General features: G+C 74.3%; 18 protein-coding genes. 5 read left to right on the plus strand and 13 right to left on the minus strand.

What is annotated here, in order from left to right:
• Positions 1-434 (plus strand): C40 family peptidase (locus tag ACFWUQ_RS25870; RefSeq protein WP_384542476.1); only part of this gene is annotated, 434 nt, incomplete at its 5' end.
• Between the two features lie 25 nt (positions 435-459).
• On the opposite strand, the gene ACFWUQ_RS25875 is transcribed toward ACFWUQ_RS25870, so the two are convergent.
• From ACFWUQ_RS25875 to ACFWUQ_RS25885, 3 genes are all read right to left on the minus strand, one after another.
• The gene (locus ACFWUQ_RS25875) at positions 460-1,563 is read right to left on the minus strand and encodes an alpha/beta hydrolase (protein ID WP_384542478.1); all 1,104 of its coding nucleotides are present in this window, start codon (positions 1,561-1,563) and stop codon (positions 460-462) included.
• A 93-nt stretch (positions 1,564-1,656) separates the two neighbouring features.
• Positions 1,657-2,370 carry a LuxR C-terminal-related transcriptional regulator gene (locus ACFWUQ_RS25880; protein WP_384542480.1) on the minus strand — a complete coding sequence of 238 codons (714 nt, stop codon included), beginning with the start codon at positions 2,368-2,370 and terminating at the stop codon, positions 1,657-1,659.
• The gene (locus ACFWUQ_RS25885) at positions 2,367-3,665 is read right to left on the minus strand and encodes a PspC domain-containing protein (RefSeq protein WP_384542482.1); all 1,299 of its coding nucleotides are present in this window, start codon (positions 3,663-3,665) and stop codon (positions 2,367-2,369) included. The genes ACFWUQ_RS25880 and ACFWUQ_RS25885 overlap by 4 nt, the downstream gene beginning before the upstream one ends.
• 131 nt (positions 3,666-3,796) lie before the next feature.
• Here ACFWUQ_RS25885 and ACFWUQ_RS25890 point away from each other — a divergent pair, with 131 nt between their 5' ends.
• Positions 3,797-5,119 carry a PspC domain-containing protein gene (locus ACFWUQ_RS25890; RefSeq protein ID WP_384542484.1) on the plus strand — a complete coding sequence of 441 codons (1,323 nt, stop codon included), beginning with the start codon at positions 3,797-3,799 and terminating at the stop codon, positions 5,117-5,119.
• Positions 5,106-5,336, plus strand: a complete 231-nt coding sequence (locus ACFWUQ_RS25895; protein ID WP_384542486.1) for a hypothetical protein — start codon at positions 5,106-5,108, stop codon at positions 5,334-5,336. Before ACFWUQ_RS25890 ends, ACFWUQ_RS25895 begins: the two co-directional genes overlap by 14 nt.
• Here ACFWUQ_RS25895 and ACFWUQ_RS25900 read toward each other — a convergent pair.
• From ACFWUQ_RS25900 to guaA, 4 genes are all read right to left on the minus strand, one after another.
• Entirely contained in the window at positions 5,276-5,797 is a 522-nt protein-coding gene (locus ACFWUQ_RS25900; protein ID WP_384542489.1) for a DoxX family protein, read from the minus strand. The two genes, ACFWUQ_RS25895 and ACFWUQ_RS25900, sit on opposite strands and share 61 nt — an antisense overlap.
• A gap of 18 nt (positions 5,798-5,815) precedes the next feature.
• Complete coding sequence (locus tag ACFWUQ_RS25905; protein ID WP_384542492.1) at positions 5,816-7,066, minus strand: hypothetical protein; 1,251 nt, start codon at positions 7,064-7,066, stop codon at positions 5,816-5,818.
• 194 nt (positions 7,067-7,260) lie between these two features.
• Complete coding sequence (locus ACFWUQ_RS25910) at positions 7,261-8,079, minus strand: class II aldolase/adducin family protein (protein WP_384542494.1); 819 nt, start codon at positions 8,077-8,079, stop codon at positions 7,261-7,263.
• 191 nt (positions 8,080-8,270) lie between these two features.
• On the minus strand, positions 8,271-9,857 hold the full coding sequence (gene guaA / locus ACFWUQ_RS25915) for a glutamine-hydrolyzing GMP synthase (RefSeq protein ID WP_384542496.1): 1,587 nt from the start codon (positions 9,855-9,857) through the stop codon (positions 8,271-8,273).
• Between the two features lie 295 nt (positions 9,858-10,152).
• On the opposite strand from guaA, the gene ACFWUQ_RS25920 reads away from it, so the two are divergent.
• Positions 10,153-10,425, plus strand: a complete 273-nt coding sequence (locus ACFWUQ_RS25920) for a chorismate mutase (protein ID WP_384542498.1) — start codon at positions 10,153-10,155, stop codon at positions 10,423-10,425.
• A gap of 265 nt (positions 10,426-10,690) precedes the next feature.
• Here ACFWUQ_RS25920 and ACFWUQ_RS25925 read toward each other — a convergent pair whose 3' ends face one another.
• The 6 genes from ACFWUQ_RS25925 to ACFWUQ_RS25950 all read right to left on the minus strand — a co-directional run bounded on the left by ACFWUQ_RS25925 (position 10,691) and on the right by ACFWUQ_RS25950 (position 23,652).
• Complete coding sequence (locus ACFWUQ_RS25925; protein WP_384542501.1) at positions 10,691-12,517, minus strand: GMC oxidoreductase; 1,827 nt, start codon at positions 12,515-12,517, stop codon at positions 10,691-10,693.
• A 9-nt stretch (positions 12,518-12,526) separates the two neighbouring features.
• Positions 12,527-14,158, minus strand: coding sequence for a succinic semialdehyde dehydrogenase (locus ACFWUQ_RS25930; RefSeq protein ID WP_384542504.1), 1,632 nt, complete (start codon positions 14,156-14,158; stop codon positions 12,527-12,529).
• Positions 14,159-14,261: 103 nt separating this feature from the next.
• Positions 14,262-15,935, minus strand: a complete 1,674-nt coding sequence (locus ACFWUQ_RS25935) for a protein kinase (RefSeq protein WP_384542506.1) — start codon at positions 15,933-15,935, stop codon at positions 14,262-14,264.
• Positions 15,936-16,060: 125 nt separating this feature from the next.
• Complete coding sequence (locus ACFWUQ_RS25940) at positions 16,061-18,841, minus strand: protein kinase (protein WP_384542510.1); 2,781 nt, start codon at positions 18,839-18,841, stop codon at positions 16,061-16,063.
• A gap of 81 nt (positions 18,842-18,922) precedes the next feature.
• Positions 18,923-21,223 carry a protein kinase gene (locus ACFWUQ_RS25945; RefSeq protein WP_384542513.1) on the minus strand — a complete coding sequence of 767 codons (2,301 nt, stop codon included), beginning with the start codon at positions 21,221-21,223 and terminating at the stop codon, positions 18,923-18,925.
• Between the two features lie 722 nt (positions 21,224-21,945).
• Positions 21,946-23,652 (minus strand): glycerol-3-phosphate dehydrogenase/oxidase, encoded by a 1,707-nt coding sequence (locus tag ACFWUQ_RS25950; RefSeq protein ID WP_384542516.1) that lies wholly within the window; start codon positions 23,650-23,652, stop codon positions 21,946-21,948.
• Between the two features lie 256 nt (positions 23,653-23,908).
• Between ACFWUQ_RS25950 and ACFWUQ_RS25955 the strand changes: the two genes are divergently transcribed.
• Entirely contained in the window at positions 23,909-25,138 is a 1,230-nt protein-coding gene (locus tag ACFWUQ_RS25955; protein WP_384542519.1) for a nucleotide sugar dehydrogenase, read from the plus strand.
• Positions 25,139-25,350 lie beyond the last annotated feature (212 nt).

The raw sequence follows: 25,350 nt of genomic DNA on the forward strand, positions 1-25,350 counted from the left end.
CCGCGGGAGCGGTTGCGGCGGCCACCGCGGGGGCCGCGGCCCCGGCGGCCGCACCGCGGTCCGCGCCCCCGCCGCCGTCCGACGGCTCGCGCGCCGCCCGCGCGGTGTCCTTCGCGCACGGCGCGATCGGGAAGCCGTACGTGTGGGGCGCGACGGGTCCCGGGTCCTTCGACTGCTCGGGCCTGACGCAGGCGGCCTGGCGGACGGCCGGGGTCTCGCTGCCCCGCACCACCTACACCCAGATCAACGCGGGCCGCCGCGTCGCCCGCGACCAGCTCGCCCCGGGTGACCTGGTGTTCTTCTACTCCGGTGTGACCCACGTCGGCCTGTACATCGGCAACGGCCAGATGATCCACGCCCCTCGGCCCGGTTCGACGGTCCGGGTGGCCCCGATCGACTCGATGCCGTGGGCCGGTGCCTCCCGCCCGGCGTGAGCCCGGCGGGATCCCGAAGGACGACTCAGGGCGCCTTGACCTTCTGGCTCAGCCAGCCGAAGGTCTGCGGGAGCTGCTTCGACCACGAGTCGAGGTTGTGCCCGCCGGTCACCTTCTCCGCGTGGACCACGGTCGGGGTCTTGGCGACCGCCTTGAGGTCCATGCCGGAGAGGTACCCGTCCTGCTCCGCGCCCGACATCCACAGCGCGACCGCCGGCGGTGTCGGCGCTGCCTGGAGCAGGGCCTTCAGGTTGTGCGTACGGCGCAGCTCCGGGTCCTGGGCGACCAGGGAGGAGGGCTCCTGGCCGGGGTCGTTGTAGCCGGAGAGCGAGACGGCCGCGCTGTAGCGGTCGGGGTGGGCGACGGCCAGTTTGGCGGCGCAGTACGCGCCCGCCGAGTACCCGGCCACGCCCCACGTGCGGGCCTCGTCCGACGCCCGGAAGTTGTCGACGACCATCTTGCGGACGTCGACGCTGAACCAGCTGTCGGCGTTGACCTTGCCGGGGAGGTTGGCGCAGCCGCTGTCGCCGTTGCCGACGAGCATGGCGCGCGGGGAGACCAGGATGAACGGCTGCACCTTGCCGCTCTTCATCAGCGGCTCCAGCACCTCGTGCGCCTTGACGCCCTGGAACCAGGACTTGCCGGTCCCCGGTATGCCCGGGATGAGCTCGATGACGGGGAACTTCTTGTCCTTGTACGCGGGGTCGTCGTACTGCGGCGGCAGCCACACCATGACCTCGCCCCTGACTCCGGAGATCTTGCCGTCGAGCTCGGTCTTGCGGACCCGTCCGGGGACGCCCTCCACCGGCGTGAACTCCTGGCGCACCTTCGGCTCGGCCTCCGCCTTCTTCCCGCCGAGCCCGTCGGGGCCGAGGTCGGGGGCGGCCGTGACATAGGTGCCGGTGCCGAGCAGGTCGCCCCAGGAGGTGTAGAAGTTCATCTGCTGGTTCAGCCCGATGAAGACCAGCGCGATGGCGGTGGCCTGGGCGAACACCATCATCAGGACACGGGTCAGACCGCGTACGACGGCGGGCCCGCGCACCTTGCTCCACAGGGGCAGGGGCAGGAGAACGGCGATCGCGGTCAACACGATCGCCGTAACGAAGAGGGGGGTCCCGGTCAGGCTCATCACGCAGACCTAGAGTACGGGGCGTCTCGGCCGGGTTCCCCCGCTCCCCTGCGGTGTGGATCACACCGCCGGGGAGCGGGCCGACGGCCGGGGTCAGACCAGGCGGCGGGCGGTCGCCCAGCGGGTCAGCTCGTGCCGGTTGGACAGCTGGAGCTTGCGCAGGACCGCGGAGACGTGCGACTCGACCGTCTTGACCGAGATGAAGAGCTGCTTCGCGATCTCCTTGTACGCGTAGCCGCGCGCGATCAGCCGCAGCACCTCGCGCTCGCGCTGGGTGAGGCGGTCCATGTCCTCGTCCACCGGCGGCGCGTCCGTCGAGGCGAAGGCGTCGAGCACGAAGCCCGCCAGCCGCGGCGAGAACACCGCGTCCCCGTCCTGCACCCGGAAGACCGAGTGCACCAGGTCGGCCCCGGTGATGGTCTTGGTGACGTAGCCGCGCGCGCCGCCGCGGATGACTCCGATGACGTCCTCCGCCGCGTCGGACACGGACAGCGCCAGGAACCGCACCGGGTTCTCGGCGGCGGCCATCAGCGGGGCGCAGCGGCGCAGCACCTCGACCCCGCCGCCACCGGGCAGGTGCACGTCGAGCAGGACCACCTCGGGGCGGGTGGCGGTGATGACGGTGACGGCCTGGTCGACGTCGGCGGCCTCGCCGACGACCTCCACGCCGGTCCGCGCAGTCTCGCCGATCTCGGCCTGGACGCCCGCGCGGAACATCCGGTGGTCGTCGACGAGCACCACCCGCACGCGCCGGGTCTCCTCGGCGCCTCCGCTGTCGGTCTCGTTCGTGCCCGCGTCCTCGGTCATGCTGCGTTCGCCGCCCTCTCCATCTCCAGCTCGACTTCCGTGCCGCCGTCGGGCGCGGACCGCAGCCGTGCGGTCCCGCCGTTGCGCTGCATCCGGCCGATGATCGATTCTCGTACGCCCATGCGGTCGTCCGGTACCGCGTCGATGTCGAAACCCGGTCCCCGGTCGCGTACGGACACGAACACCGTCCGGCCCTCCACCTCCGCGAAGACCTGCACGGGCCCGCCCTCGCCACCGTACTTGGCGGCGTTGACCATGGCCTCGCGCGCGGCCTGGACCTGCGCCGCGAGCCGTTCGTCCAGGGGGCAGTCGCCGACGACCACGACCTCGATGGGCACTCCGTGGTGGTCCTCCACCTCGGCGGCGGTCTTCTTCACGGCCTCCGCGAGGGTGTCCGGCTCCTCGGCCTCGTCCTTGCCCGTGCCCTCGGGCCTGTACAGCCAGTTCCGCAGCTCCCGCTCCTGGGCCCGAGCGAGGCGCCGGACCTCGCCGGCGTCCTCCGCGCCCCGCTGGATCAGGGTGAGGGTGTGCAGGACGGAGTCGTGCACATGGGCGGCGACCTCGGCGCGCTCCTGGGCGCGGATGCGCATCAGGCGCTCCTCGGAGAGGTCCTGGGTCATCCGGATCAGCCAGGGGCCGGCGAGCAGGGCGACGCCGACGAGGACGGCGAGGGTGGCGGTGAGGACGTTTCCGAGCTGGGCCGCCGAGCCGCGTACGACGATGAACACGGTCAGGCCGACGCCGACCAGGGCGACTCCGGCCAGCGCGCGGGCGGTCTGGAGCAGCCGTCCGCGGCGGCCGGCGGCCGCGCTCCAGTGGGCGCGGCGGGCGTTGTCGGCCTGCCGCCACACGAGGACGACACCGGCGCCGACCAGCAGCGTCGGCCACACGTACCGGCCGGACTCGCCGCCCACCTGCACCTTGGAGATGAAGATCCCGGCGCCGATGAACAGGGCGATCAGCGCCGTGAGCTGCCCGCGGTCGGGCTTGCGCAGCCTCCGGGTGCCGTCGGGGAGGGTCTCGAAGTAGGAGCGGTGCCCGGCCCGGCCGCCGACGCCGAGGGGTACGAACACCCAGAACGCGGCGTACAGCAGCACGCCCAGTCCGTCGCCGAACATGAACAGCCCGAGGAACGTCAGCCGGACCCAGATCACGGGCAGCCCGAGGTGCCCGGCGAGACCGCGCGCGACACCGCCGAGCATCCGGCCGTCCGCGCTGCGGTAGAGCTTGCGCGGCGGTGCGGGCTCCAGCGGGGGTTCCGGTGCGTGCGGAACGCGGGACGTGGCTGCGGGCATGCCACTGATGGTCACACGCCCGGGGCGGGCCGGGCATCAGGGCCTCCCCCCAGTTCTGTCGGGGGGATATCAGGGTTGCGCCAGGGTAGGGCCGGATGCCGCGGCCGGCGGGGGCCCGTCACCATGGACCCATGACCGACGTACACGAGGCGCCGCCGGCCGGCCCCGGCGCGCACCGGCCGCCGGGGGACCGGCCGCCGCTGCGCCGCAGCAGGAGCGACAAGGTCCTCGCGGGCGTGTGCGGGGGCCTGGGCCGGTACTTCGACCTGGATCCGGTGGTGTTCCGGATCGTCCTCGGTGTCCTCGCGGTGACCGGCGGCGTCGGCCTGATCTTCTACGGCTTCGCGTGGCTGCTGCTCCCGGTGGAGGGCGAGGAGGACAGCGAGGCGAAGAAGGTGCTGACGGGGCGCGTCGAGGGCGCCACGCTGGCCGCGGTGTTCGCCGCCCTGGTGGGTTGCGCGCTGTTCCTGTCGATGATCGACAACGGCGACCTCGCGATCTTCTCCGTGCTGGTGGTCCTGGGGCTCGGCGGGGCGGCCTACTGGTCGCAGCGGCGGCGGCAGGCAGCCGCCCCGGAGGCATTGGCCCCCGACCCGCAGCGGCCCGCGCACTCCCCCGCGCCGCCGGAGACGAAGGCGCCGCCGGCTCCCGGCGGTCCGTCCTGGTGGCGCGACCCCCTGGTCAAGGACGGCACCACGGGCCCGGTCGGGGCCACGGGCTACCTGTGGGGTCCGGCCGACGCCGTCGCCGGGGACGGCGTCCCCGCCGCGGACGTGCGGGCCGCGGCCGCGCCGGGCGCGCGCCCGTCCCGGCCCCGCCCGCGCGGCGGCATCGGGGGCCGGGTGTTCCTGCTGGCGCTGATCGCCGGCTGCGCGGGCACCGCCGCCGATTGGGAGGGCAACCCGCTCGGCGCGGCCCTGCAGACGGGGCTCTCGGCCGCCCTGGCCGTCCTCGGGCTGGGCCTCGTGGTCAGCTCGCTGTTCGGGCGTACGGGCTTCGGCACGGTGGTGTGGGCGGTGCTCACCTCCGCCCTGCTCGCGGGCGCGGCGGTGCTGCCCCGCGAGGTCGGCACGGACTGGGGGCGGGTCGAGTGGCGGCCGGCGGCGGTCGCCGAGGTCCGGCCCGTGTACGAGGCCGGCACGGGTCTGGCCACCTTGGACCTCAGCCGCCTGGACGTGCCGAGGGGAACCACCGTGGCCGTGGACGCGTCGGTCGACGCGGGCCGGCTGAAGGTGGTCGTGCCCCGGGAGGTCACGGCCGAGGTGGATGTCACCATCCGCCGGCTGGGCGACGTGCAGCTGCCCGGGGACCGTGCCGACCGGATCGAGCACGTGGGCGGGCAGAACCGGCGGGCGACCCTGCCCCCGGAGGCCGGCACCGAGGCCGGCGGGACGATCGAGCTGCGCCTCGGCGCGGGTGTGGGACAGGTGGAGGTGGCCCGTGCGGCGTCATGAGTTCCAGCCGGGCAGGCTGGTCGCGGGGCTGTCCCTGCTGCTGGCGGGCGTGCTGTACCTCCTCGACAGCTCCGGGGAGGTGGATCTGCCGTGGTTCGCCGTCGTTCCCCTCGCCGTGGGCGGGCTGTCGCTCGCCGCGCTGGTGGGGCTGGTGACCTACGCGGTCCGCCGCGACATGCGCACCCGCGACCGGACGCGGGCGTCGAGCGACAGGTAGGGCGCCCCGGCGAGGACGAGCGGTGTCCAGGCCATCAGGTAGGCCAGGTCGTTGCCGTAGTAGTACGGGGTCACCGCCCACGACACGGTGAGCCACAGGCTGAGCGAGATCAGCACTCCGCCGAGGGCGGCGATCCGGGTCAGCAGGCCCGCCAGGGCCCCCAGGCCGACCAGGATCTCCGCGACGGCGAGGAACACGGCGAAGCCCACGGGGGCCTTCAGTGCCAGGTCCACCAGGGCGGGGATCGCGGAGGTGTCGCGCACCCCGCGCATCAGGTCGCCGATGGAGCCGTCGCCGGAGACGGAGAGGAACGCGGAGTCGGTGAGCTTGTCCACGCCGGCGTACACGAAGGTCACACCGAGGAAGATCCGCAGGGGGAGCAGCGCGTACCGGGCGGCGCGGGCGCGCAGACCCTCGGACGACCGGGCGGAATCAGCGGGCAGAACATCGGTTCGGGTCATGGGTCATATGTATCCCCCTCACTCGGCCACGTCGATGGTGCAGCGGTTGGATTCCACTCCTGCGGCGGTCACCACCTGGATCTCGACGCGCCCCGGTTCCACCTCGGCCGGGACCGGGACCGTCAGCACGGCGTCGGACGGGTTGGTGAACCCGCCGGCGACCGGGACCAGCGGTACGTGCACGTGCACCGGCCCGATCCGCACGACCAGTCGCGCCAGCATCTCCGGCGTCTGCCCCCCGGGCGGCACGAAGCCCACACCCCGGATCTCGATGTCGTCCCCGGGGCGGACGGCGGAGTCCAGGTCCCCGGGCTCCCGTCTGCGGACCACCGACAGCACCAGCGGGCGGCTGCCCTCCGCGTACTTGGCGGCCAGGTACACGGCGGCGGACAGCGCCACCAGCAGGGCCAGCGCCCACGGCAGCCGGGGCAGCTGGTCGGGGAAGCGGGCGAGCGACACCCCGGCGTAGGCCAGCACCACCGTGGAGACGAGCACGTACTGCGCGTCCGGGAAGCTGCCCCGGCCCGCGTCGTCGGTCAGCAGGTCCGCCCCGCGCGGCCGGTCGGCGGGGAGCTTCTGGAGCCGCTGGCCCATGATGCGCACGCAGACCACCCGGCGGACCAGGACCGCCACCCCCGATGTCAGGGCGACCACCGCCAGCAGCGGCAGCGCCCGGCCCAGCGCCAGGCCCGCGTACAGGGCCTCCCGCTCGGGGCCGGGCTGCGAGGCCGCGAGCCGCAGCGCGGGCAGCAGCGCGGCGAACGCCGTCAGCACCACCCAGGCGCCCGGTACGGCCTTCGAGGTGGACAGCCGGTTGTCCTCGCCGACGAGCGGGGCCAGCAGTCCGCCGCGCAGCGACTGGGCGCGGGCCGCGACGGTGAGCAGCCCGGCCAGCCCCGCGGCGGCCAGCAGGGCGGCCGTCCGGGCGGTGGACCAGCCGGTGCCGAGCGCGGTGCCGACCTGGACCAGGAGCAGGATCCCGGCGGCGATCCACACGGCGAGCACGGCCCGGCGGGAGAACAGGTACAGCCAGGAGTTGCCGGCCTCCCGGCCCCGGTCGGCGACCGTGCGGGCCGACAGGGTCAGCTCGTCGGAGACCCACTGGCGGGAGGCGCCGAGGGAGTGGGCCACGGCCGCGGGCAGCCCCTGCCCGGCGGCGAACTCGTCGCGCTTCTCCAGGAACGCGGCCACGGCGCGGCGGTGGCCCTCGCGGGCGCCGTGCGGGCAGTCGTCGCAGGTGCAGCCGCCGGCATGGGTACTTCGGGACATCTCTTGGACAGCCACGAACGTGCCGCCTCTCTGAACTACGGTGCAATGCCAGCGAATTGTGCACCACTGCGGCAGTGCTCCGGATTGCGCACGATGTCAGAGCAGGTGATTAACGGTTCATGATGTTGACGCCATCCGCCGCGACCGGTGCGGGGGCGGGTCCCGCGGTCGCCTTACGGAGGGTGCGGGGGCGGTCAGGGCACCAGGTCGTCCCGGGCGTCGCGCCGGGCCGCCCGCTCCCCGTGCGGCTGGTAGTTCACCCAGGCCGCCAGGTCGGTGCCGAACCGCTCGCGGGCGGCGAGCGCGGCCCGGTGCTCGATCAGGACCGGCTTGCCGGCCGCCCGCGCGATCAGCTGCACCCGCGCGGCCCGCTCCGCCGCGAGGAACCACCAGGCCGCCGCGTCCACCGAGCCGCCGACGGTCAGCAGCCCGTGGTGGCGCAGTACGAGCGCCTTGTACGGCCCCAGCGCGATCCCGATCCGCCGGCACTCCTGCGGGTCGGGGGCGCCGCCCGTGTACTGGTCCAGCAGCGCGTGGTCCTGGTAGAAGGCGCAGGCCTCCTCGGTGATCGGGGCGAGCAGTTCGCCGAGCGCGGCGAGCGCCCTGCCGTACGGGGCCTGCGCGCGGACCACCGCGACCACCTCGGGGCGGGCCCGGTGCACGGCCGCGTGCACGGCGAAGGCGGCCTGGTTGACCCGCCGCCCGCCCCGGACGACCCGGCCGTCCCCGTCGACGAGGAGCAGGTCCTCGGCGCCCAGTCCGCCGAAGGACCGCCCGAAGGGGTTCACCCAGTAGCAGTCCTCGAACTCCGGGTCGCGCGCGCTGACGTGCCCGCCGACCCCTTCCTCGTAGCCGAGCCCGCCGAACAGCCGCAGCGCGCCGGCCAGCCGCTCCTTGCGGTACGCGCGCTCGTCGGCCGGGTCGGCGTGGACCGGCGGCATCTCGAACCGCAACCGGTCCACGGGGACCGGGGCGGGTGCGGGCGCGGTCCCGGCTGCGGGCTGGTCCGGCATGGCCCCTCCTTCGATCCCTCGACTCCCAGCGCACGGCTGGGCGACCGCCACGGCTCGGTACGCGGCGCAAGGTACCGGCGGCGGGCCGAGGAGAACAGAGAAACGACGAAGCCGCCGCCCCGGACAGCGGGGACGGCGGCTTCGGCTCGTTCAGGCGAGGGCCCGGGCAGGGGCCCGGCCGGGGGCCGGGACTACTCCCACTCGATGGTGCCCGGCGGCTTGCTGGTGCAGTCGAGGACCACGCGGTTCACGTCCGCCACCTCGTTGGTGATGCGGGTCGAGATCTTGGCGAGCACCTCGTACGGCATGCGCGTCCAGTCCGCGGTCATCGCGTCCTCGGACGAGACGGGGCGCAGCACGATCGGGTGGCCGTAGGTCCGGCCGTCGCCCTGGACGCCGACGCTGCGGACGTCCGCGAGCAGGACGACCGGGCACTGCCAGATCTCCCGGTCCAGGCCGGCCGCGGTCAGCTCGTGGCGGGCGATGGCGTCGGCCTCGCGGAGCAGGTCCAGGCGCTCCTTGGTGACCTCTCCGACGATGCGGATGCCGAGGCCGGGGCCGGGGAAGGGCTGGCGCTGGACGATCTCGTCCGGGAGGCCGAGCTCCTGGCCGACCATCCGGACCTCGTCCTTGAACAGCTGGCGCAGCGGCTCGATGAGCTCGAACTCGATGTCGTCGGGGAGCCCGCCCACGTTGTGGTGCGACTTGATGTTCGCGGTGCCGGTGCCACCGCCGGACTCGACGACGTCCGGGTACAGGGTGCCCTGCACGAGGAAGGCCACGTCCGCGCCGCCCTCGGCGATGATCTCGGCCTGGGCCTGCTCGAACACGCGGATGAACTCGCGGCCGATGATCTTGCGCTTGGTCTCCGGGTCGGAGACGCCGGCGAGCGCGTTCAGGAAGCGCTCCTGGGCGTCGACGACCTTCAGCTGCACGCCGGTGGCGGCGACGAAGTCCTTCTCGACCTGCTCGGTCTCGCCCTTGCGCATCAGGCCGTGGTCGACGTACACGCAGGTCAGCTGCGAACCGATGGCCTTCTGGACGAGCGCGGCGGCGACCGCGGAGTCCACGCCGCCGGAGAGGCCGCAGATGGCGCGCTTGTCGCCGACCTGCTCGCGGATGGCCGCGACCTGCTCCTCGACGATGTTGCCGGTGGTCCAGGTGGGGGCGAGGCCCGCACCCCGGTAGAGGAAGTGCTCCAGGATCTGCTGGCCGTGCGTGGAGTGCATCACCTCGGGGTGGTACTGCACGCCGTACAGCTTCTTCTCGTCGTTCTCGAAGGCCGCGACCGGGACGACGTCCGTCGACGCGGTGACGGAGAAGCCCTCGGGGGCGGCGGAGCAGGCGTCGCCGTGGGACATCCACACCGACTGGTTCGCGGGGGTCCCCTCGAAGAGGGTGGAGCCGGCCCGGGAGACGGCGAGCGGCGTACGGCCGTACTCGCGCGCGCCGGTGTTGTCGACCTGGCCGCCGAGGGTGACCGCCATCAGCTGGAAGCCGTAGCACATGCCGAAGACGGGGACCCCGGCCTCGAACAGGGCCGGGTCCATGGTGGGAGCGCCCTCTTCGTACACGGAGGACGGGCCGCCGGAGAGGATGATCGCCTTGGGGTCCTTGGCCAGCATCTCGGCCACCGGCATCGTGCTGGGGACGATCTCGCTGTAGACCCGGGCCTCGCGGACGCGGCGGGCGATGAGCTGGGCGTACTGGGCGCCGAAGTCGACGACGAGGACCGTGTCCGGGGCGCTGTCGTGGGCGGCGGAGGGTGCTTCTGGCACGGGACGGCCTTCCGGCGGAAGAGGTGGCTGTTTTGTCGATTCTAACGGGGGCCGTAGGGCCGGTTTCGTCTCACCATCCGAACCGGCTTGGCCGGCAGGGGGACGGAAGGCCATAATCCGTTCCATGCGCAAGCAGCTGAGCTTCCTCTTTACCTATGGCACCGGCCGGTCCGGTCGCCATGGGTCATCGTGATGCTCGCTTGAGCCGCTGACTTCCCAGAGCGCCCCGGTCCGACAGGACCGGGGCGCTCCGGCGTTCCCCGTCCTGCGGGCCCCACCCGACAGGAGACCGACCATGACCATGACCACGACCACCGTCGCCCCCGAGCAGCTGATCGCCGACTCCCGCGAGCGGATCGACGCCCTCGACGACCGGATCATCGGCCTGATCCAGGAGCGGATGGCCGTCTCGACGGTCATCCAGGACGCCCGGATCTCCACCGGCGGGCGGCGGGTGCACCTCTCGCGCGAGATGGAGGTGCTCTCCCACTGGAGCGATGCCCTCGGAAAGCCCGGGACCGCCCTCGCGATGACCCTGCTGGAGCTGTGCCGGGGCCGCGTCCGATAGCGGACCCCTGACCGGTGCCCGCCGGCGGCGACGAAGGCCCGCTGCTCGGGTGACCGACGGGGACGCCGAGCCGCTCGGCGCCGGGGTGGCCCCGAGGGCCCGGCTCGACGGCGCGCTTCGCCGCGTGATGGAGGCCACAGCCCGGTGGCGCCGGTTCCGGTACAACCTTCCGAGGGGACCGCCTGTCACTGATGTACCGCGGCCGGTACCGCGCTCGGAGGGGGAGCGCGGTACCCGCCCGGTCGGCGTCCTCGTGCGGGAGGGCTCAGAGGTCCCGCTTCGGTGGTACCTCCGGGATCCCCAGGAACGGCAGCCGCAGCGCGCCGAAGGCCTCCTTCGGGACCGCCGGGGCGACCGGTTCCACGGCGGCGAGCCGTACGTACGCCGCGCCCTGCCGCGGGCGCGGGTCCCGCTGGCCCTTGTTCGGCCAGTACGACATGGCCCGCTCCGCCTGCGCCGTGATCGTCAGCGACGGGTTGACCCCGAGGTTGGCGGAGACGGCCGAGCCGTCCACGACCGAGATGCCCGGGTGCCCGTACAGGCGGTGGTACGGGTCCACCACGCCCTCCTGCGGCGAGGCGCCGATCGGGCAGCCGCCGAGGAAGTGGGCGGTCAGCGGGGTGCCCATCAGCTCGCCGATGTTGCTGCCCGCGAAGCCGTTGATCTCCTCCGCCAGCAGTGTCGCCGCCTGCGTGGCCTCGGCGATCTGCACCGGGTTGGGGGCGCCGTGGCCCTGCCGGGCGGTGAGCAGTCCCTTCCCGAGCCCGCCGGGCTTGCGGTAGGTCGTCAGGGAGTTGTCCACCGACTGCATGACCAGGCCGATGATGGTCCGCTCCGACCAGCGCCGGTTGGACAGCGAGCGGGCCAGCTGGAGCGGGTGGCGCAGGGTCCGGCCCAGCCAGGCACGGACCCGGTGCGGGCTGTAGGGCACCTGGAGGACGGTCATGAACCCCATCGCGTTGGAGCCCTTGCCGTACCGGACCGGTTCGATGTGGGTGTCGGCGTTGGGGTGCACGGACGAGGTGATCGCCACGCCCCGGGTGAAGTCGGCCCGGTCGGCGCCGTGCCGCTCGCGGTAGCGGCGGTCGTCGGTCTGCGCGCCGACCAGTCCCTCGGAGTTGGTCCGGGTCAGCTCGCCGAGCCGCTGCGACAGGTACGGCAGCTCGCCCCGGTCCTTCATGGCGTGCAGCAGGGTCTGCGTGCCGTACGTGCCCGCCGCCACGACCACGTAGCGGGCGCGCAGCACCTTCGCCCGGCCGCGGCGGCGGCTGTCGGTGGGGACGGTGCGGACGCGGTGGCCGCCCTCGGGGTCCTCGGACAGTGCGGTGACCGTGGTCATCGGGTGGATGACGGCGCCCGCCCGCTCGGCTAGGTACAGGTAGTTCTCGCCCAGGGTGTTCTTCGCGCCGTGCCGGCAGCCGGTCATGCACTCGCCGCACTCGGTGCAGGCGCTGCGGGCGGGGCCGGCCCCGCCGAAGTACGGGTCGGGGACCTCCTCCCCCGGCCGCACCCGCCACCCGCCCTCGGCGTCGTCCCCGTCGCCGAAGAAGACGCCGACCGGCGCCATGTGGAAGGAGTCCGCCACGCCCATCCGCGCGGCGGCCGCCTTGAGGTGCACGTCGGAGGGGGTCAGGGTCGGGTTGAGGCGCACTCCGAGCATCCGCTTGGCCTGGTCGTAGTACGGGGCCAGCTCCCCGCGCCAGTCGGTGATGGACGCCCACTGCCGGTCCTCGAAGAAGGCCGCCGGCGGCACGTACAGCGTGTTGGCGTAGTTGAGCGAGCCGCCGCCCACACCGGCGCCGGCGAGCACCATCACGTTGCCGAGCAGGTGGATCCGCTGGAGCCCGTACAGGCCGAGGGCCGGGGCCCACAGGTAGTTGCGCAGGTCCCAGCTGTTCTTCGGCAGGCTCTCGCGGGTGAAGCGGCGCCCTGCCTCCAGGACGCCGACCCGGTAGCCCTTCTCGGTGAGGCGCAGGGCCGCGACCGACCCCCCGAAGCCGGATCCGATGACGACGACGTCGTAGTCGTACGCACGTTCGTGCACGGCGTCGTCGCCGTCGCCGTCGCTGTCGCTGTGGTGCTCGTACGACACGGGTACCCCTTAGCGGAGTCGGAGGGCTTTCATGACCTTGAGGCTGCGGGTCATGAACGCCGCGTACTTCTCGTCGTCCATGCCCAGCGAGGGCGCCATCGGGAGCAGCCGCTGGTGGGCGACGGTCTGGGCCTCGGTGTACTTGAGGATGCCCTCGGAGCCGTGGCGGCGGCCGAGGCCCGAGTCCTTCATGCCGCCCATGGGCGCCTGGGCGCTGCCGTAGGCGGGGGCGTAGCCCTCGTTGATGTTCACGGTGCCGGTGCGCAGGCGGGCCGCGACGGCGTGGCCGCGGCGCGCGTCCTTCGTCCAGACGCTGGAGTTGAGCCCGTATGCGGTCGCGTTGGCGTCCGCCACGGCCTGGTCCTCGTCGGTGAAGCGGTAGACGGAGACGACCGGGCCGAAAGTCTCCTCGCCGCACACGGCCATCGGGGGCTCGACGCCGTCGAGGATGGTGGGCTCGTAGAACAGCGGGCCGATGTCGGGCCGGGCGGTGCCGCCGGCGACCAGGGTGGCGCCCTTGGCCACGGCCTCGTCGACGTGCCGCTGTACGGTCTCCAGCTGGCGTTCGCCGACCAGGGAGCCCATGTCCGCCCCGTAGGCGAGGGAGCTGCCCAGGCGCATGGCCCGGGTGCGGGCGGCGAACCGCTCGACGAACGCGTCGGCGATGGAGGCGTGGACGTAGAGCCGCTCGATGGAGATGCACAGCTGGCCGGCGGAGGAGAAGCAGGCGCGGACGGCGCCCGCCGCGGCCTTCTCGATGTCGGCGTCGTGCAGCACGAGCATGGCGTTCTTGCCGCCGAGTTCGAGCGAGACCCCGACCAGGCGGTCGGCCGCGCCGCGGGCGACTTCGCGGCCGGTGCGGGTGGAGCCGGTGAAGGAGACGTAGTCCGCGTGCCGGACCACCTCGGGGCCGACGACGGGGCCCTCGCCGAGGACGATCTGGAAGACCTCGGCGGGCAGGCCCGCCTCGATCAGCAGGTCGCGGGCCCACAGGGCGGTCAGCGCGGTCTCGGTGTCGGGCTTCATGACCACGGCGTTGCCCGAGACGAAGGCCGGCAGGGCGTCGCCGACGGACAGTTCCAGCGGGTAGTTCCAGGGGGCGATCTGTCCGACCACCCCGCGCGGCTGGCGCAGCTCGGTGACCTTGGTAAGTGTCGGCATGGCGCCCGTGTGGCCCTTGGGCCGCAGGTACGAGGGGGCCTTGCGGCCGTAGTGGCGGGCGGCGACGGCGACCGCCTGGACCTCCTCGTGGGCGTGCAGGCGGGCCTTGCCGGTCTCCAGCTGGATGAGGTCGAGGACCTCGGACTGCCGGGTGAGGACCAGGTCGTGGAAGCGGAGCAGTACGGCGGCCCGCTCCCGCACCGGCACGGCCGCCCAGGCGGGCTGTGCGGCCCGGGCCCGGTCGAAGGCCTCGGCGACGTCCTCGGGGGTGGCCTCGGGCAGCTCCGCCAGCCGGTCCCCGGTGAAGGGGGTGTGGTTGGCGGTGCGTCCGGAGCCGATCACGCCGCGGGTCAGCCGGGCGACCAGGGCGGGGGTCACCACGTCGGCCGCGGTGCGCGCGCCGGCCGGGGCCGGAGCGACCGGGTTGGTGGGCGCCGGTGCGGTGCGGAGGGGGGCGTCGGGGGCCTGCGAGTCCGTCATGGCGGTGAGCGTATTGCGCCGCGAGGCCTTTGGGTACCCGTCGGTAACCCGATTTTGACATTTCCGCCAGCGATCGCTGGCAGGATCATCGGGGCGGAGGGGGTCAGCCCGCCTCGCCGGCCGGGCGCCAGCCGCTGAGCACGATGTCGAACTGCTGGCGCGTGGTGTCCCAGTCGGCGGCGGGGCTCGACATGTACACCGCGTACTCGGTGCCGTCCGGGGCGATGTACATCTGCTCGATGGCCCGCCGCGGCCCGGCGAGCGTCCCCTTCTCCGTCCAGGTGAACTCCCACAGCGCCGCCCGGATGCTGTCCCGGAAGGTGTTCGGGTCCAGCAGCTGCCGCTTGTACTCCGCCCGCTTGCGCACCTGCTTCTCCAGGTCGAGCAGGTGCATGTACGGGTTGTCGTAGTCCGGCGTCGGGTCCAGGGCGATCCGGATGTAGTGGTTGCCGTTGTCCGGCGTGTAGTCGATCTGGTTGCCGTCCACCTGCCGCCGCCAGCCGTCGGGCACGAAGAGGGTGAACCCCTCCTTGTCCGTGACCCTGCTCCAGCCGGCCGGGGGCGCGGACTTCGCGTCCTCGTCCGCCTTCAGGTCGGGCGCGGAAGCCGATCTGTCGGAACTGCCGCCCTTGTCCACGCCGTCGGTGTACTTGAGCACCCCGAACACCCCGCCGCCGCCGATCAGCGCCGCCACCAGGGCGACGGCGGCGGCGCGCCTGACCCGGCCGGCGGCCGGATGCGCGGGTACGGGCACGGATGCGGCGGCGGGCCCCGGCTGCTCGGGCAGCGCGGCCGTACGGCCGCTCCCGCCGGACCCGGCGGGAGCCTCGTCGGCGCCGGTTCCACCGGGCGCCGGGTCGGCGGGGGGCTCGCCCGGGTCCTGGGCCGTGGCCAGTTCCGCCGGGGTGACCGGGCGCGTCGGCACGTACGCCTGCGCCGCCTTCGGCTCCCGCCCCTCCATGGCCTCCAGCAGCATCCGCTCGGCCTCGGCGGCCGACGGGCGCTCCACCGGGTCCTTGCGCAGCAGGGCCGTGATGACCGGCCCCAGGGCGCCGGCCTGGCGCAGCGCCGGCATCTCGTCGTTGACGACGGCCTGCAGGCTGGAGATGGGCGACGTGCGGCGGAACGGCGAGCGCGCCTCCACCGCCGTGTACAGGGTGGCGCCCAGCGACCACAGGTCGGAGGCCGGGTCGGGCACACCGCCGGTCACCCGCTCCGGGGCCAGGTAGTCGATGGAGCCGACGATCTCACCCGTGCGCGTGATGGAGGAGTCGCCCTCGATCGCGGCGATCCCGAAGTCCGTCAGCAGCACCCGCCCGTCCTTGGCGAGCAGGACGTTGCCCGGCTTCACGTCCCGGTGCAGTACGCCGACCGCGTGCGCGGCCCGCAGGGCCCCCAGCACGTGCAGCCCGATCCGGGCCGCCTCGCGGGGCTCGATCCGCCCTGCCGCCTTGGCGGCCTCGGCGAGCGAGGGGCCGTCGATGTACTCCATGACGATCCACGGCCGGTCGTCGTGCTCCAGCACGTCGTGGACCGTGACGACCGCGGGGTGCTGGATCCGGGCCGCCGCCCGGGCCTCCTTCTGGGTCCGGGCGTGCATGACGTCCCGGTCGGCCTGCGAGACGTACAGACCCGCCGTCAGTTCCTTGACGGCCACCGTCCTGTGGAGGATCTCGTCGTGCGCGCGCCACACCTTGCCCATGCCGCCGCGGCCGATGGGCTCGACGAGCCGGTACCGGCCCGCCAGGACGGCGCCCCCACCTGTCTGCTGTTCCACTCCACCCCGCCGCTCTCCGCACTTCAGGCCAGATTACGGATCCTGCGGGCACTGCCGGAACCGCACGGGCACCGAAAGGCAGCACTGTGACGCAATCGCCGTACTGATTCGGCGTCAGCCGCCGCTCAGCCCCCCGCCCGGTAACTCGCCGTGGCCTTTTCGAAGACCTCGGTGACCTTGCCCTCGTCGTCCTGCGGGCCCGTCACGATGACGACGTGGTAGCTGCCGCCGAGGGCGACGACGAAGTTGCGGGCGACGACATTGCGGCCGGTGCCGTCGATCCACGTGTACTTGCCGGTGGCCCGCAGCTGCTGGCCGACCTTCGTGCTCTTGACCTCGCTGACGGTGGACCAGGTGGACGTCCGGTACGGGGTGAGCTCCTGCTCCTTGTCCTTCTGGTACGCCGCCGGGTCCGGATTCCCCTCGACCTTGTCCCGGCCGGGGACGACGGTCAGCACGAACTGCCCGTCGGTGTAGCGCACCTGGCCGGACTCGTTGATGCCGCGCCGCTCCCACCCCTGGGGGACGGCGATCTCGAAGTGCTCCGGGTCCTGCTGGTTGGTGTAGCCCTCCGGGGCGGGCGCGGGCGGCTGGGAACCGGTGCCGGGAGCGGGCGTGGTGACGGTGCTCTGCGGCGCCGGCTTGGACTCGGGCGTGCCGGCGGGGGTCCGGGAGGGCTCCTGCGTGGGGGCCTGGCGCGTCGGCGTGCCGGCGGCGCCGCCGGGTGTCGCGGGCGCGCCGGAGCGCGGCATGAACAGCATGGCGTACGCCACCGCCCCCGCCAGCAGGACCAGGATCCCCAGCAGCAGCATCCGGCCGAGGGCGCGGGGCGCGCGGGGCTTGCGGGAGGCCGCCGGGTTGCGGTGGCGCCCGTGCAGGTCACCGCGCCGGCGTACGACGGGCAGCCGCGCCGGGTCGGGCTCCACCGGCGGGAGCACGCCGAGGCCGGCGTCCGGCTCGGGAGCGGACCGCACGAGGGAGCGCAGCCAGCCGCGGAGCTCCTCGAAGTCGGGCCGCTCGGTGGGGTCCTGGCGCAGCAGCGACTCCACGACCGGGCGGAGCGCACCGCACTCCTCCGCGAAGGCGGGGGGCTCGGCGCAGACCAGCTCGACGAGCTCGGCGACGCTGTCCTCGGGGTACGGGGCGTGCCCCTGGACGGCCCGGTACAGCAGGGCGCCGAGCGCCCACAGGTCCGTGGCGGGCCCGACGGGCGGCGCCAGCTGCCAGTGCCCGTGCACGGGACCGGCCGCCTGCTCGGGCGCCCACCTCTCGGTGACCGCCCCGACCACCGCCATCCGCGTCTGCCGCGCCCGCTCGGCGTCGAGCCCGGTCCGCGGACCGCCCCAGCCGCCCCCGGCGGGCCCGGCCGGGGGCTGCGGCCCCGGACCGCCCGCGCCGGGGACCGGGCCGAGGAGCGGGCCCGGGTCGGCCGCGGGGCGCGGGGACGGCGGCTCCCACCGACCGGGGCCGTGCTCCGGCGCGCGGGAGGGGAGTTGCGGCCGCGGCGGGGCGGACTCCGCGCCGCCGGGCGGAGGTTGGAGTGCGCCGGTGGCGCTGGGCCACGGCGTGCCGGGGTACGGCGGCGCGGGGTCGGGCGCGGGCGCGGTCAGGGGGGCGGGCGCGGTCAGGGAGGCGGGCGCGGTCAGGGGGTCGGGCTGCCGGCGGCCGGACGGGGGTTCGGCCTGCTGGTAGCCCTGGGGCAGGGCGAGTTGCGCGGGGAGTCCGGAGCGCGGTTCGGCCGGCCCGTCGCCGGCCGGCGGCTCCTGCGCGTACCCGTACTCCTGCGCGTAGCCGTACTCCTGCGCGTAGCCGTACTCCTGCGCCGACGCGTCGGATGCCGGTTCCGGCGCGGCCGGGGGCAGCGCCTCGCGGCGCGGAACGGCACCGTGCCAGGGCACGGCGGGAGAGGCGGCCGCGGCCGCGCTGTCCGGGCCGCCGTACGGGTACGAGTACCCCTGCGGGAGGTTCGACCCCTCGGGCCGCGGCTCCGGCGCGGGGTCGCTCCCGGTCCTGCGCTGCTCGGTGACGCGGGCGGCGGCGGCCCGGGTCCCGGCCCGGTACGCGGCGATGGCCCCGGCCCGCGCCGCCGCCTGCGGGTCGGGCCGGTCCTCGGCTCGCCCGTCGGGCCGGTCGGGGGTGATGTGGTCGCGGTAGCGGGGGCCGGTGTCGTACCCGGGAGCCACGAGGGGCGCGTAGCCGGGCGGCTCCGCCGCGTCGGGCCGCTCGTCCCCGGTTTCCGGCCGGGGGGCGAGCTCGGCACCGGGCCGCCGTGCCACCGCCGGTACGGGACCGTCGTCGCCCCACCCGCCACTCGCGTCAAAGCCGCCCTCCGCCCCCGGTACGGGGTCGTACCCGCACAGGGCCTCCTCCGCCGCGCCGGCCGCCAGGCCCGTGAGCATCACCCGGCCGTCGTCGCAGACCAGGACGGTCCGGACGGTGATGTTCCGGTGGGTCCAGCCGTGCGCGTGCAGCACCCTGAGGGCCGTCAGGACGTCAGCCGCCACCTCTGCCGCCCGGTACGGGCTCATCGGCTCGTCGGCGATCAGCGCGGCCAGCGGGCGGGCCGGCACCAGTTCGCTCACGATCCACAGCGACCCGTCCTCGGCGAACACGTCGAAGACCTGGTCCAGTCGGGGATGGTCCGGGATCGCGGCGGCCGCCTGCGCGGCGTCGATCGCGCGGCGCACGGCGGGCAGATCCGCCGGGGAGCGGCGCCCCGCCGCCGGGGCCCGGTGTCCGTCCAGCAGCTCGGCGTCCACCACTTCCGGCAACGGCACCTGCCGTACCAGGACTTCCTGCCCGCTGCGCGTGTCGAAGGCCCGGGTCTCGACGAGCTCGTACTCGTCCGACGGCGGCAGCGGCAGGCGGTAGCGGTGAGCCAGGATCCGGCCCGCGTAGTCCTCCACGTCGCCTCCCCCGAGATGCGGTGGGGCCCCCCGTGGCCCCGGCAGCCACGATACGTCGCCGGGGGCGCCCGCGTCCCGAGGTCAGCCCAGCGGCTGGAAGGTCTGGAAGGCCGTGTTGCGCATCTGGGTGCACTCGGGGCCGTCCCACTGGTCGGCCGCGCAGGTGACCATGATGGCGTAGCCGCGGTTCGCGTCCACCTTGAAGCCCCGGTTGAGGACGCGGACCTTGACGCCCTTCTGCTCCCGCTCGAACTCCCAGTCCGCGACGGTCGGGTAGTTGTTGTAGCTGGTGGGGTTGATCCCGATCAGCCGGTACGCCGTGCTGCTGTCCTGCACGGCGGGGGCCAGGCTCTCCCAGGCGCGGCGGGCGTCGTCGCCGGGGGTCGCGTTGAAGTCGACCTGGATCCTGGGGAAGCCGCCGTCGCGGCTGTATATGGCGCCGGAGTTCCTGCCCGCCGTGTCCGTCTGGCGGAAACCCTCGGGCATCGCCATCGAGAAGCGGAAGCCGAGGTCCGTTATCTGTACGTACCCCGCCGGGAGCGCGCCGCCGGGAGTCCCGGGAGCGTTGCCCTGGCCCTGCGCCTGTCCCTGGCCCTGGCCCTGGGCGGTGCCGGCGGTCTGCTGGCCCTGCCCCTGGCCCTGCTGGCCGGCGGAGGTGCCGCTGCTCGTGCCGTCGGTCGAGCCGTTCGTCCCGCCGTTGGCGCCGGCCCCCTGCTCACCGGGGTTCGGGGAGGTCAGGGCGGAGCCGCCCGGCGAGGGAACGCCGGAGGCGGACGGGGTGGCTCCGCCGCCCTTGCCCTCGTCCTTGCGGCCGCCTTCGCCGTCACCGCTGAGGGCCCAGACGACGAGTGAGCCGACCGCCGCGAGCACCACGACCAGGGCGACTATCGCCAGCGCGATCGTACGGCGCGGCAGGACGTCGGTGAGCGGCGCCGCCACCGGTGCGGGCTTGGCCGCCGGGGCCTCCGCGGCGGTGGCGGCCGTCGTCGCTGCGGCGGTGGCCGCCGCCTTGCGGGCCGACTTCAGCGCGGCGCGGGCGCGTTCGCGCTGCTCGCGCTCGCGGCGCTCGCGCTCCTTCTTCGCCGCCTTCTCGGCGGCCTTCTCCGCGGTCGCCTTCTCCGCGGCCTCCTTGGCCTGCGACAGCGAGATCTGCCGGGTCTCGTCGGCGGCCGGGGCCGGCACGGGGGCCGTGACGGGCTCGGGGGCGTCGAGGACGGCCGCGAGCATCGCCCGGGCGCGTACGTCGTCGAGGCGCTCGGCGGGATCCTTGGCGAGCAGCCCGTAGATGACCTCGGTCAACGGCCCGGCGTTCTTGGGCGGGTCGACCGGCTCCGTCATCACCGCGGTGAGGGTGGCGAGCGCGGAACCCTTGTCGTACGGGGGCACGCCCTCGACCGAGGCGTACAGCAGGCCGCCGAGCGACCACATGTCCGCGGGCGGTCCGGGCTTGTAGCCGCGGGCGCGCTCGGGGGAGATGTAGGAGGGGGCGCCGACGAGCATGCCGGTGGAGGTGACGGAGGGGTCACCCTCGACCTGCGCGATGCCGAAGTCGGTCAGGACGACGCGGCCGTTGCCGGCGATGAGCACGTTGGAGGGCTTCACGTCGCGGTGCAGGATGCCCTGGCCGTGCGCGGCGCGGAGCACGTCGAGGACCGCGAGGCCGACCTCGGCCGCGCGGCGGGGGGTGAGGGGTCCGTTCTCCCGGATGAACTCGGCGAGGGAGGGGCCCTCGATGAGCTCCATGACGATCCACGGCCGGCCGTCCTCGTCGACGACGTCGTAGACGGTGACGGCTCCGCCGCTGCGGATCCGGGCGATGGCCTTGGCCTCGCGGAGGGTACGGGTGATGAGGCGGCGCTTCTCGTCCTCGTCGACACCGTGGCCGAAGCGGAGCTCCTTGACGGCGACGGTCCGACCCAGGGTCTCGTCCTCGGCCCGCCAGACGGTGCCCATGCCGCCCTTGCCGAGCACCTCGCCCAGCCGGTACCGCCCGGCGAGCAGCCGCCCCTCGTCCGCCGCCCCGGCCTTCCCGGCACCCGGCTTACCCTTCGCCCCGGCCGGCCCCTTCCCGGCCGCGACGGGCGCGCGCTCAGCAGGCGCGGCCTTGGCCGACTCGGCTCGGACGGGTGCAGCCTCGGCGGGAACGGCCTTCGCGGAGGCGGCCGGCGTGGGCACGGCCTCGGCAGGAGCCGGCTCGGCGGGAACGGCTTTCGCGGGCGCGGCTGTACCCGGAACGGCCCTCGCGGCGAGCGACTTGGCGGGCACGGCTTTCGCGCGCACGGCCTTCGCGGGAGCGGGCCTGGCGGGGGTCGGCTTCGCGTCCTCGGGCTCCGGCGCGGCGGCGGCGTTGTCCGCCTCCGGCTCCGCCGGAGCGACGCGCACGGGCTTCGCCCCCGCGTCGGCGGCCGCCGACTCCGCGCTCTGGGCGTCGGCCCCGGTCAGCCCCGGCCCACCGGCCGCGGGCTTCGCGTCCTCGGGTTCGTTCGACGCGGCCTTCGCCGCCGCAGGCGTCGCGGGCTTCGCGTCCTCGGGTTCGTTCGACGCGGCCTTCGCCGCCGCGGGCCGCGCGGGCTCGGGCCCCGCGGGTGCCGACTCCGCGTCAGCCGGTCCGCCGCCCGATACCGACTCCGCGTCAGCAGGTGCGGCGCCAGATACCGGCTCCGCACCCTCGGACTCCGCACCGGCCGCCGACTTCGCGTCAGCGGGCCGCGAGTCCGCGGGCCCGGCCGACCCGGCGTCACGTCCGGCCGGTTCGGCGTCCGGTTCAGCGGGCCCGGCGGCAACGGCCTCGGGGGGCAGCGGCTTCGCAGGTCCGGGCTTCGGCGCACGCGCTCCGGCCTTCGTACCCCTGGCCTCGGACCCCGCGGGCTTCGCCGCAGGCGACCCCGCAGGCGACCCGGCAGGCGAGCCGCCAGGCGTCCCGGCAGGCGACTCGGTGTGCTCCGGCTTCGACATGCGTCCCCTCTGCGATCGTGCCGCCTGCTCCGGCAGCCCCGGCAGCGACCGGGCCCCGCGGTAACCCGCCCCGGCAGAACCCTCATTGTTCCTCACTCCGCAACGGACGGGCGCCCGGGGTCCGCGGTTCCGCCTTCCGCATCCCGGACTTACAACGGAACGATGTCCGGAGCCCCCAGCCGCGCCGCGTCCGCCGTCTGGTCGTCCGGCTGGCGCTGCGACTCCCGTTCCGCCTGGACCCGCTTCTCGTAGTGCTCCACTTCCTTCTCGATCTGCTGCTTGTCCCATCCCAGCACCGGCGCCATCAACTCCGCGCACTCCCGCGCGGACCGCGTCCCCCGGTCGAAGGTCTCGATCGAGATCCGGGTCCGCCGCGTCAGCACGTCGTCCAGGTGCCGCGCCCCCTCGTGCGAGGCGGCGTACACGATCTCGGCGCGCAGGTAGTCGTCCGCCCCGGACACCGGCTCGGCCAGCCCCGGATCGGCGGCGATCAGGTCGAGCAGTTCCTCCGTCAGCGACCCGAAGCGGTTCAACAGGTGCTCCACCCGCACCACGTGAAGCCCCGTCCGGGCGGCGATCCCGGCGCGGCCGTTCCACAGGGCCCGGTACCCCTCCGCCCCCACCAGCGGCACGTCCTCCGTCACGCACGGCGCCACCCGCTGGTCCAGCCCGTGCACCGCCTCGTCGACCGCGTCCTTCGCCATGACCCGGTACGTCGTGTACTTGCCGCCCGCGACCACCACCAGCCCCGGCACCGGATGCGCCACCGTGTGCTCCCGCGACAGCTTGCTCGTCGCGTCCGACTCCCCCGCCAGCAGCGGCCGCAGCCCGGCGTACACGCCCTGGACGTCGTCGCGCGTCAGCGGGACGGCCAGCACCGAGTTCACATGCTCCAGGAGGTAGTCGATGTCGGCGCTCGACGCCGCCGGGTGCGCCTTGTCCAGGTCCCAGTCGGTGTCCGTGGTCCCCACGATCCAGTGCCGGCCCCACGGGATGACGAACAGCACCGACTTCTCCGTCCGCAGGATCAGCCCGGTGCTCGAATGGATCCGGTCCTTCGGCACGACCAGGTGGATGCCCTTCGACGCCCGCACGTGGAACTGCCCGCGCTCCCCGATCAGGGCCTGGGTGTCGTCCGTCCACACGCCCGTCGCGTTGACGACCTGCCGTGCGCGGATCTCGTACTCCCCGCCGCCCTCCACATCCCGCACCCGCGCCCCGACCACCCGTTCGCCCTCGCGCAGGAAGCCGACCACCCGCGCCCGGTTGGCGCAGTGCGCCCCGTACACCGCGGCCGTGCGCACCAGGGTGGCGACGTACCGGGCGTCGTCCATCTGGGCGTCGTAGTACTGCAGGGCCCCGACCAGGGCGTCCTTGCGCAGGGCCGGCGCCACGCGCAGCGCGCGCGCCCGCGACAGGTGGCGGTGCACCGGCAGGCCGCGGCCGTGCCCGCTGGAGACGGACATCGCGTCGTACAGCGCGACGCCCGATCCCGCGTACAGCCGCTCCCAGCCCTTGTGCTGGAGGGGGTACAGGAAGGGCACCGGCTTCACCAGGTGCGGAGCGAGGCGCTCCAGCAGCAGGCCGCGCTCCTTGAGCGCCTCCCGCACGAGGGCGAAGTCGAGCATCTCCAGGTACCGCAGGCCGCCGTGGATCAGCTTGCTGGAGCGGCTGGAGGTGCCCGACGCCCAGTCCCGCGCCTCCACCAGGCCCGTCGACAGGCCTCTGGTCACCGCGTCGAGCGCGGTTCCGGCGCCGACCACTCCCGCGCCCACGACGAGCACGTCCAGTTCCCGTTCGGCCATTCGGGCGAGCGCCTCGGCGCGCTGTGCCGGGCCCAGTGTCGCTGTCCTCACGGCTGCCTCCCGTTGGTGCGGGTACTTCCCGCGTCGTGCGGGTGATCCCGCTCACATCCCCGCCCCATGATTCTGACCGCACGCATCCACATCAGCCACCGCCTGTGGACAACACAACGGTGGCGACCATCCCAGAATGCGACATATCTGTCATATATACGCCTAGTCTGACATTGCGCCAGCGCCCTCTGGGCTCCATCCGTCCGCAGGGCTCGCGACCGCAGCCCCCTCACGTCAGGGAAGGGACGGCACCCCCATGCCCGCAGATCTCGCCGTCATCGGACTCGGCCATCTCGGCCTCCCCCTCGCCCAGGCGGCCGTGGCCGCCGGGATCGAGACGGTCGGCTACGACAGCGGTCCGGTCACGGACTCCACCCTCACCGCCGCCGAGATCCGCCGCATGTCGGCGGCCGGCTTCCGGGTCACCACCAATCCCGCCGAGCTCGGCCGGGTCCGCACCGCCGTCATCTGCGCGCCCACCCAGCTCGGCGCCGACCGCGCTCTGGACCTCTCCGCGGTCGGCGAGGCCGGCCACGCGCTCGCCGCCCGGCTGCGCGCGCACACCACCGTGATCCTCGAATCCGCCGTGCACCCCGGCGTCACCGAGGACTACCTCCGCCCGATCCTCGAAGCCGGCTCCGGGCTGCGCGCCGGCCGGGACTTCCACCTGGCCTACTCCCCCAGCCGGCTCGACCCGGGCAACCGGACGCACAACGTCTCCAACACCCCCAAGGTGATCGGCGGCCTGACCCCCGCCTGCACCGAGTCCGCGCAGGCCTTCTACGCCCGCCTCACCGAGAAGGTGGTCCGGGCCCGCGGGCTGCGCGAAGCCGAGACGGTGCAGCTCCTGGAGACCAACTACCGGCACGTGAACATCGCCCTCATGAACGAGATGGCGGTGCTCTGCCACGACCTCGGGGTCGACCTGTGGGACGTGATCCGCTGCGCCGAGACCAAGCCCTACGGGTTCCAGGCCTTCCGCCCCGGCCCCGGCGTCGGCGGCCACGGCGTCCCCCTGGACCCCAACTACCTCCCCCACACCACCCGCACCCCGGGCCACCCCCTGCGCATGATCGGTCTGGCGCAGGAGATCAACAACCGGATGCCGCAGTACGTCATCCAGCGGTCCGCCGCCCTGCTGAACGAGCACGGCAAGTCCGCCCGCGGGGCCCGCGTCCTGCTGCTCGGCGTCACGTACAAGCCCGACCTCGCCGACCAGGAGGGCTCCCCGGCCCGCGAGATCGCCAGTCGGCTCCTCGACCTGGGCGCGCTCGTCAGCTACCACGACCCGTACATCACGGGCTGGCGCGTACGGGACCAGCCGGTGCCCCGCGCCGAGTCCCTGTACGAGGCCGCCGCGAACGCCGACCTGACCGTCCTGCTCCAGCACCACCGCACGTACGACCTGCAGGGCCTGGCGGTGAAGGCCCAGCTGCTGCTGGACACCCGGGGCGCCAGCCCGGCGGGCGCCGCGCACCGCCTCTGAGCCCCGGGGGATCCCTCCAGGCGGCCCGGGGGACCCTTCCAGGCGGCCCGCCAGAGCGCGGCCCCACCGGTCCCGTCGCACGCCGGAGGGCCGGCACCCCCAGTGGGGGGGCGGCCCACCCGCGGCGCGCGGGGGGGGCGGGGGCGGGGGGGGGGGGGGGGTGCGCGACCCGGGCCAAGACCCCCAGGGACAACATTAGCTGGGTGTCATAT

The organism is Streptomyces sp. NPDC058662, assembly GCF_042716255.1.
GTDB lineage: Bacteria > Actinomycetota > Actinomycetes > Streptomycetales > Streptomycetaceae > Streptomyces.

Excerpts from the sequence above, each read along its gene's own strand:
- ACFWUQ_RS25905 (WP_384542492.1), bottom strand. The coding sequence starts at position 7,066 with ATGTCCCGAAGTACCCATGCCGGCGGCTGCACCTGCGACGACTGCCCG.
- ACFWUQ_RS25885 (WP_384542482.1), bottom strand. The coding sequence starts at position 3,665 with ATGCCCGCAGCCACGTCCCGCGTTCCGCACGCACCGGAACCCCCGCTG.
- ACFWUQ_RS25890 (WP_384542484.1), top strand. The coding sequence starts at position 3,797 with ATGACCGACGTACACGAGGCGCCGCCGGCCGGCCCCGGCGCGCACCGG.
- ACFWUQ_RS25920 (WP_384542498.1), top strand. The coding sequence starts at position 10,153 with ATGACCATGACCACGACCACCGTCGCCCCCGAGCAGCTGATCGCCGAC.
- ACFWUQ_RS25930 (WP_384542504.1), bottom strand. The coding sequence starts at position 14,158 with ATGACGGACTCGCAGGCCCCCGACGCCCCCCTCCGCACCGCACCGGCG.
- ACFWUQ_RS25875 (WP_384542478.1), bottom strand. The coding sequence starts at position 1,563 with ATGAGCCTGACCGGGACCCCCCTCTTCGTTACGGCGATCGTGTTGACC.
- ACFWUQ_RS25910 (WP_384542494.1), bottom strand. The coding sequence starts at position 8,079 with ATGCCGGACCAGCCCGCAGCCGGGACCGCGCCCGCACCCGCCCCGGTC.
- ACFWUQ_RS25900 (WP_384542489.1), bottom strand. The coding sequence starts at position 5,797 with ATGACCCGAACCGATGTTCTGCCCGCTGATTCCGCCCGGTCGTCCGAG.
- ACFWUQ_RS25955 (WP_384542519.1), top strand. The coding sequence starts at position 23,909 with ATGCCCGCAGATCTCGCCGTCATCGGACTCGGCCATCTCGGCCTCCCC.
- ACFWUQ_RS25880 (WP_384542480.1), bottom strand. The coding sequence starts at position 2,370 with ATGACCGAGGACGCGGGCACGAACGAGACCGACAGCGGAGGCGCCGAG.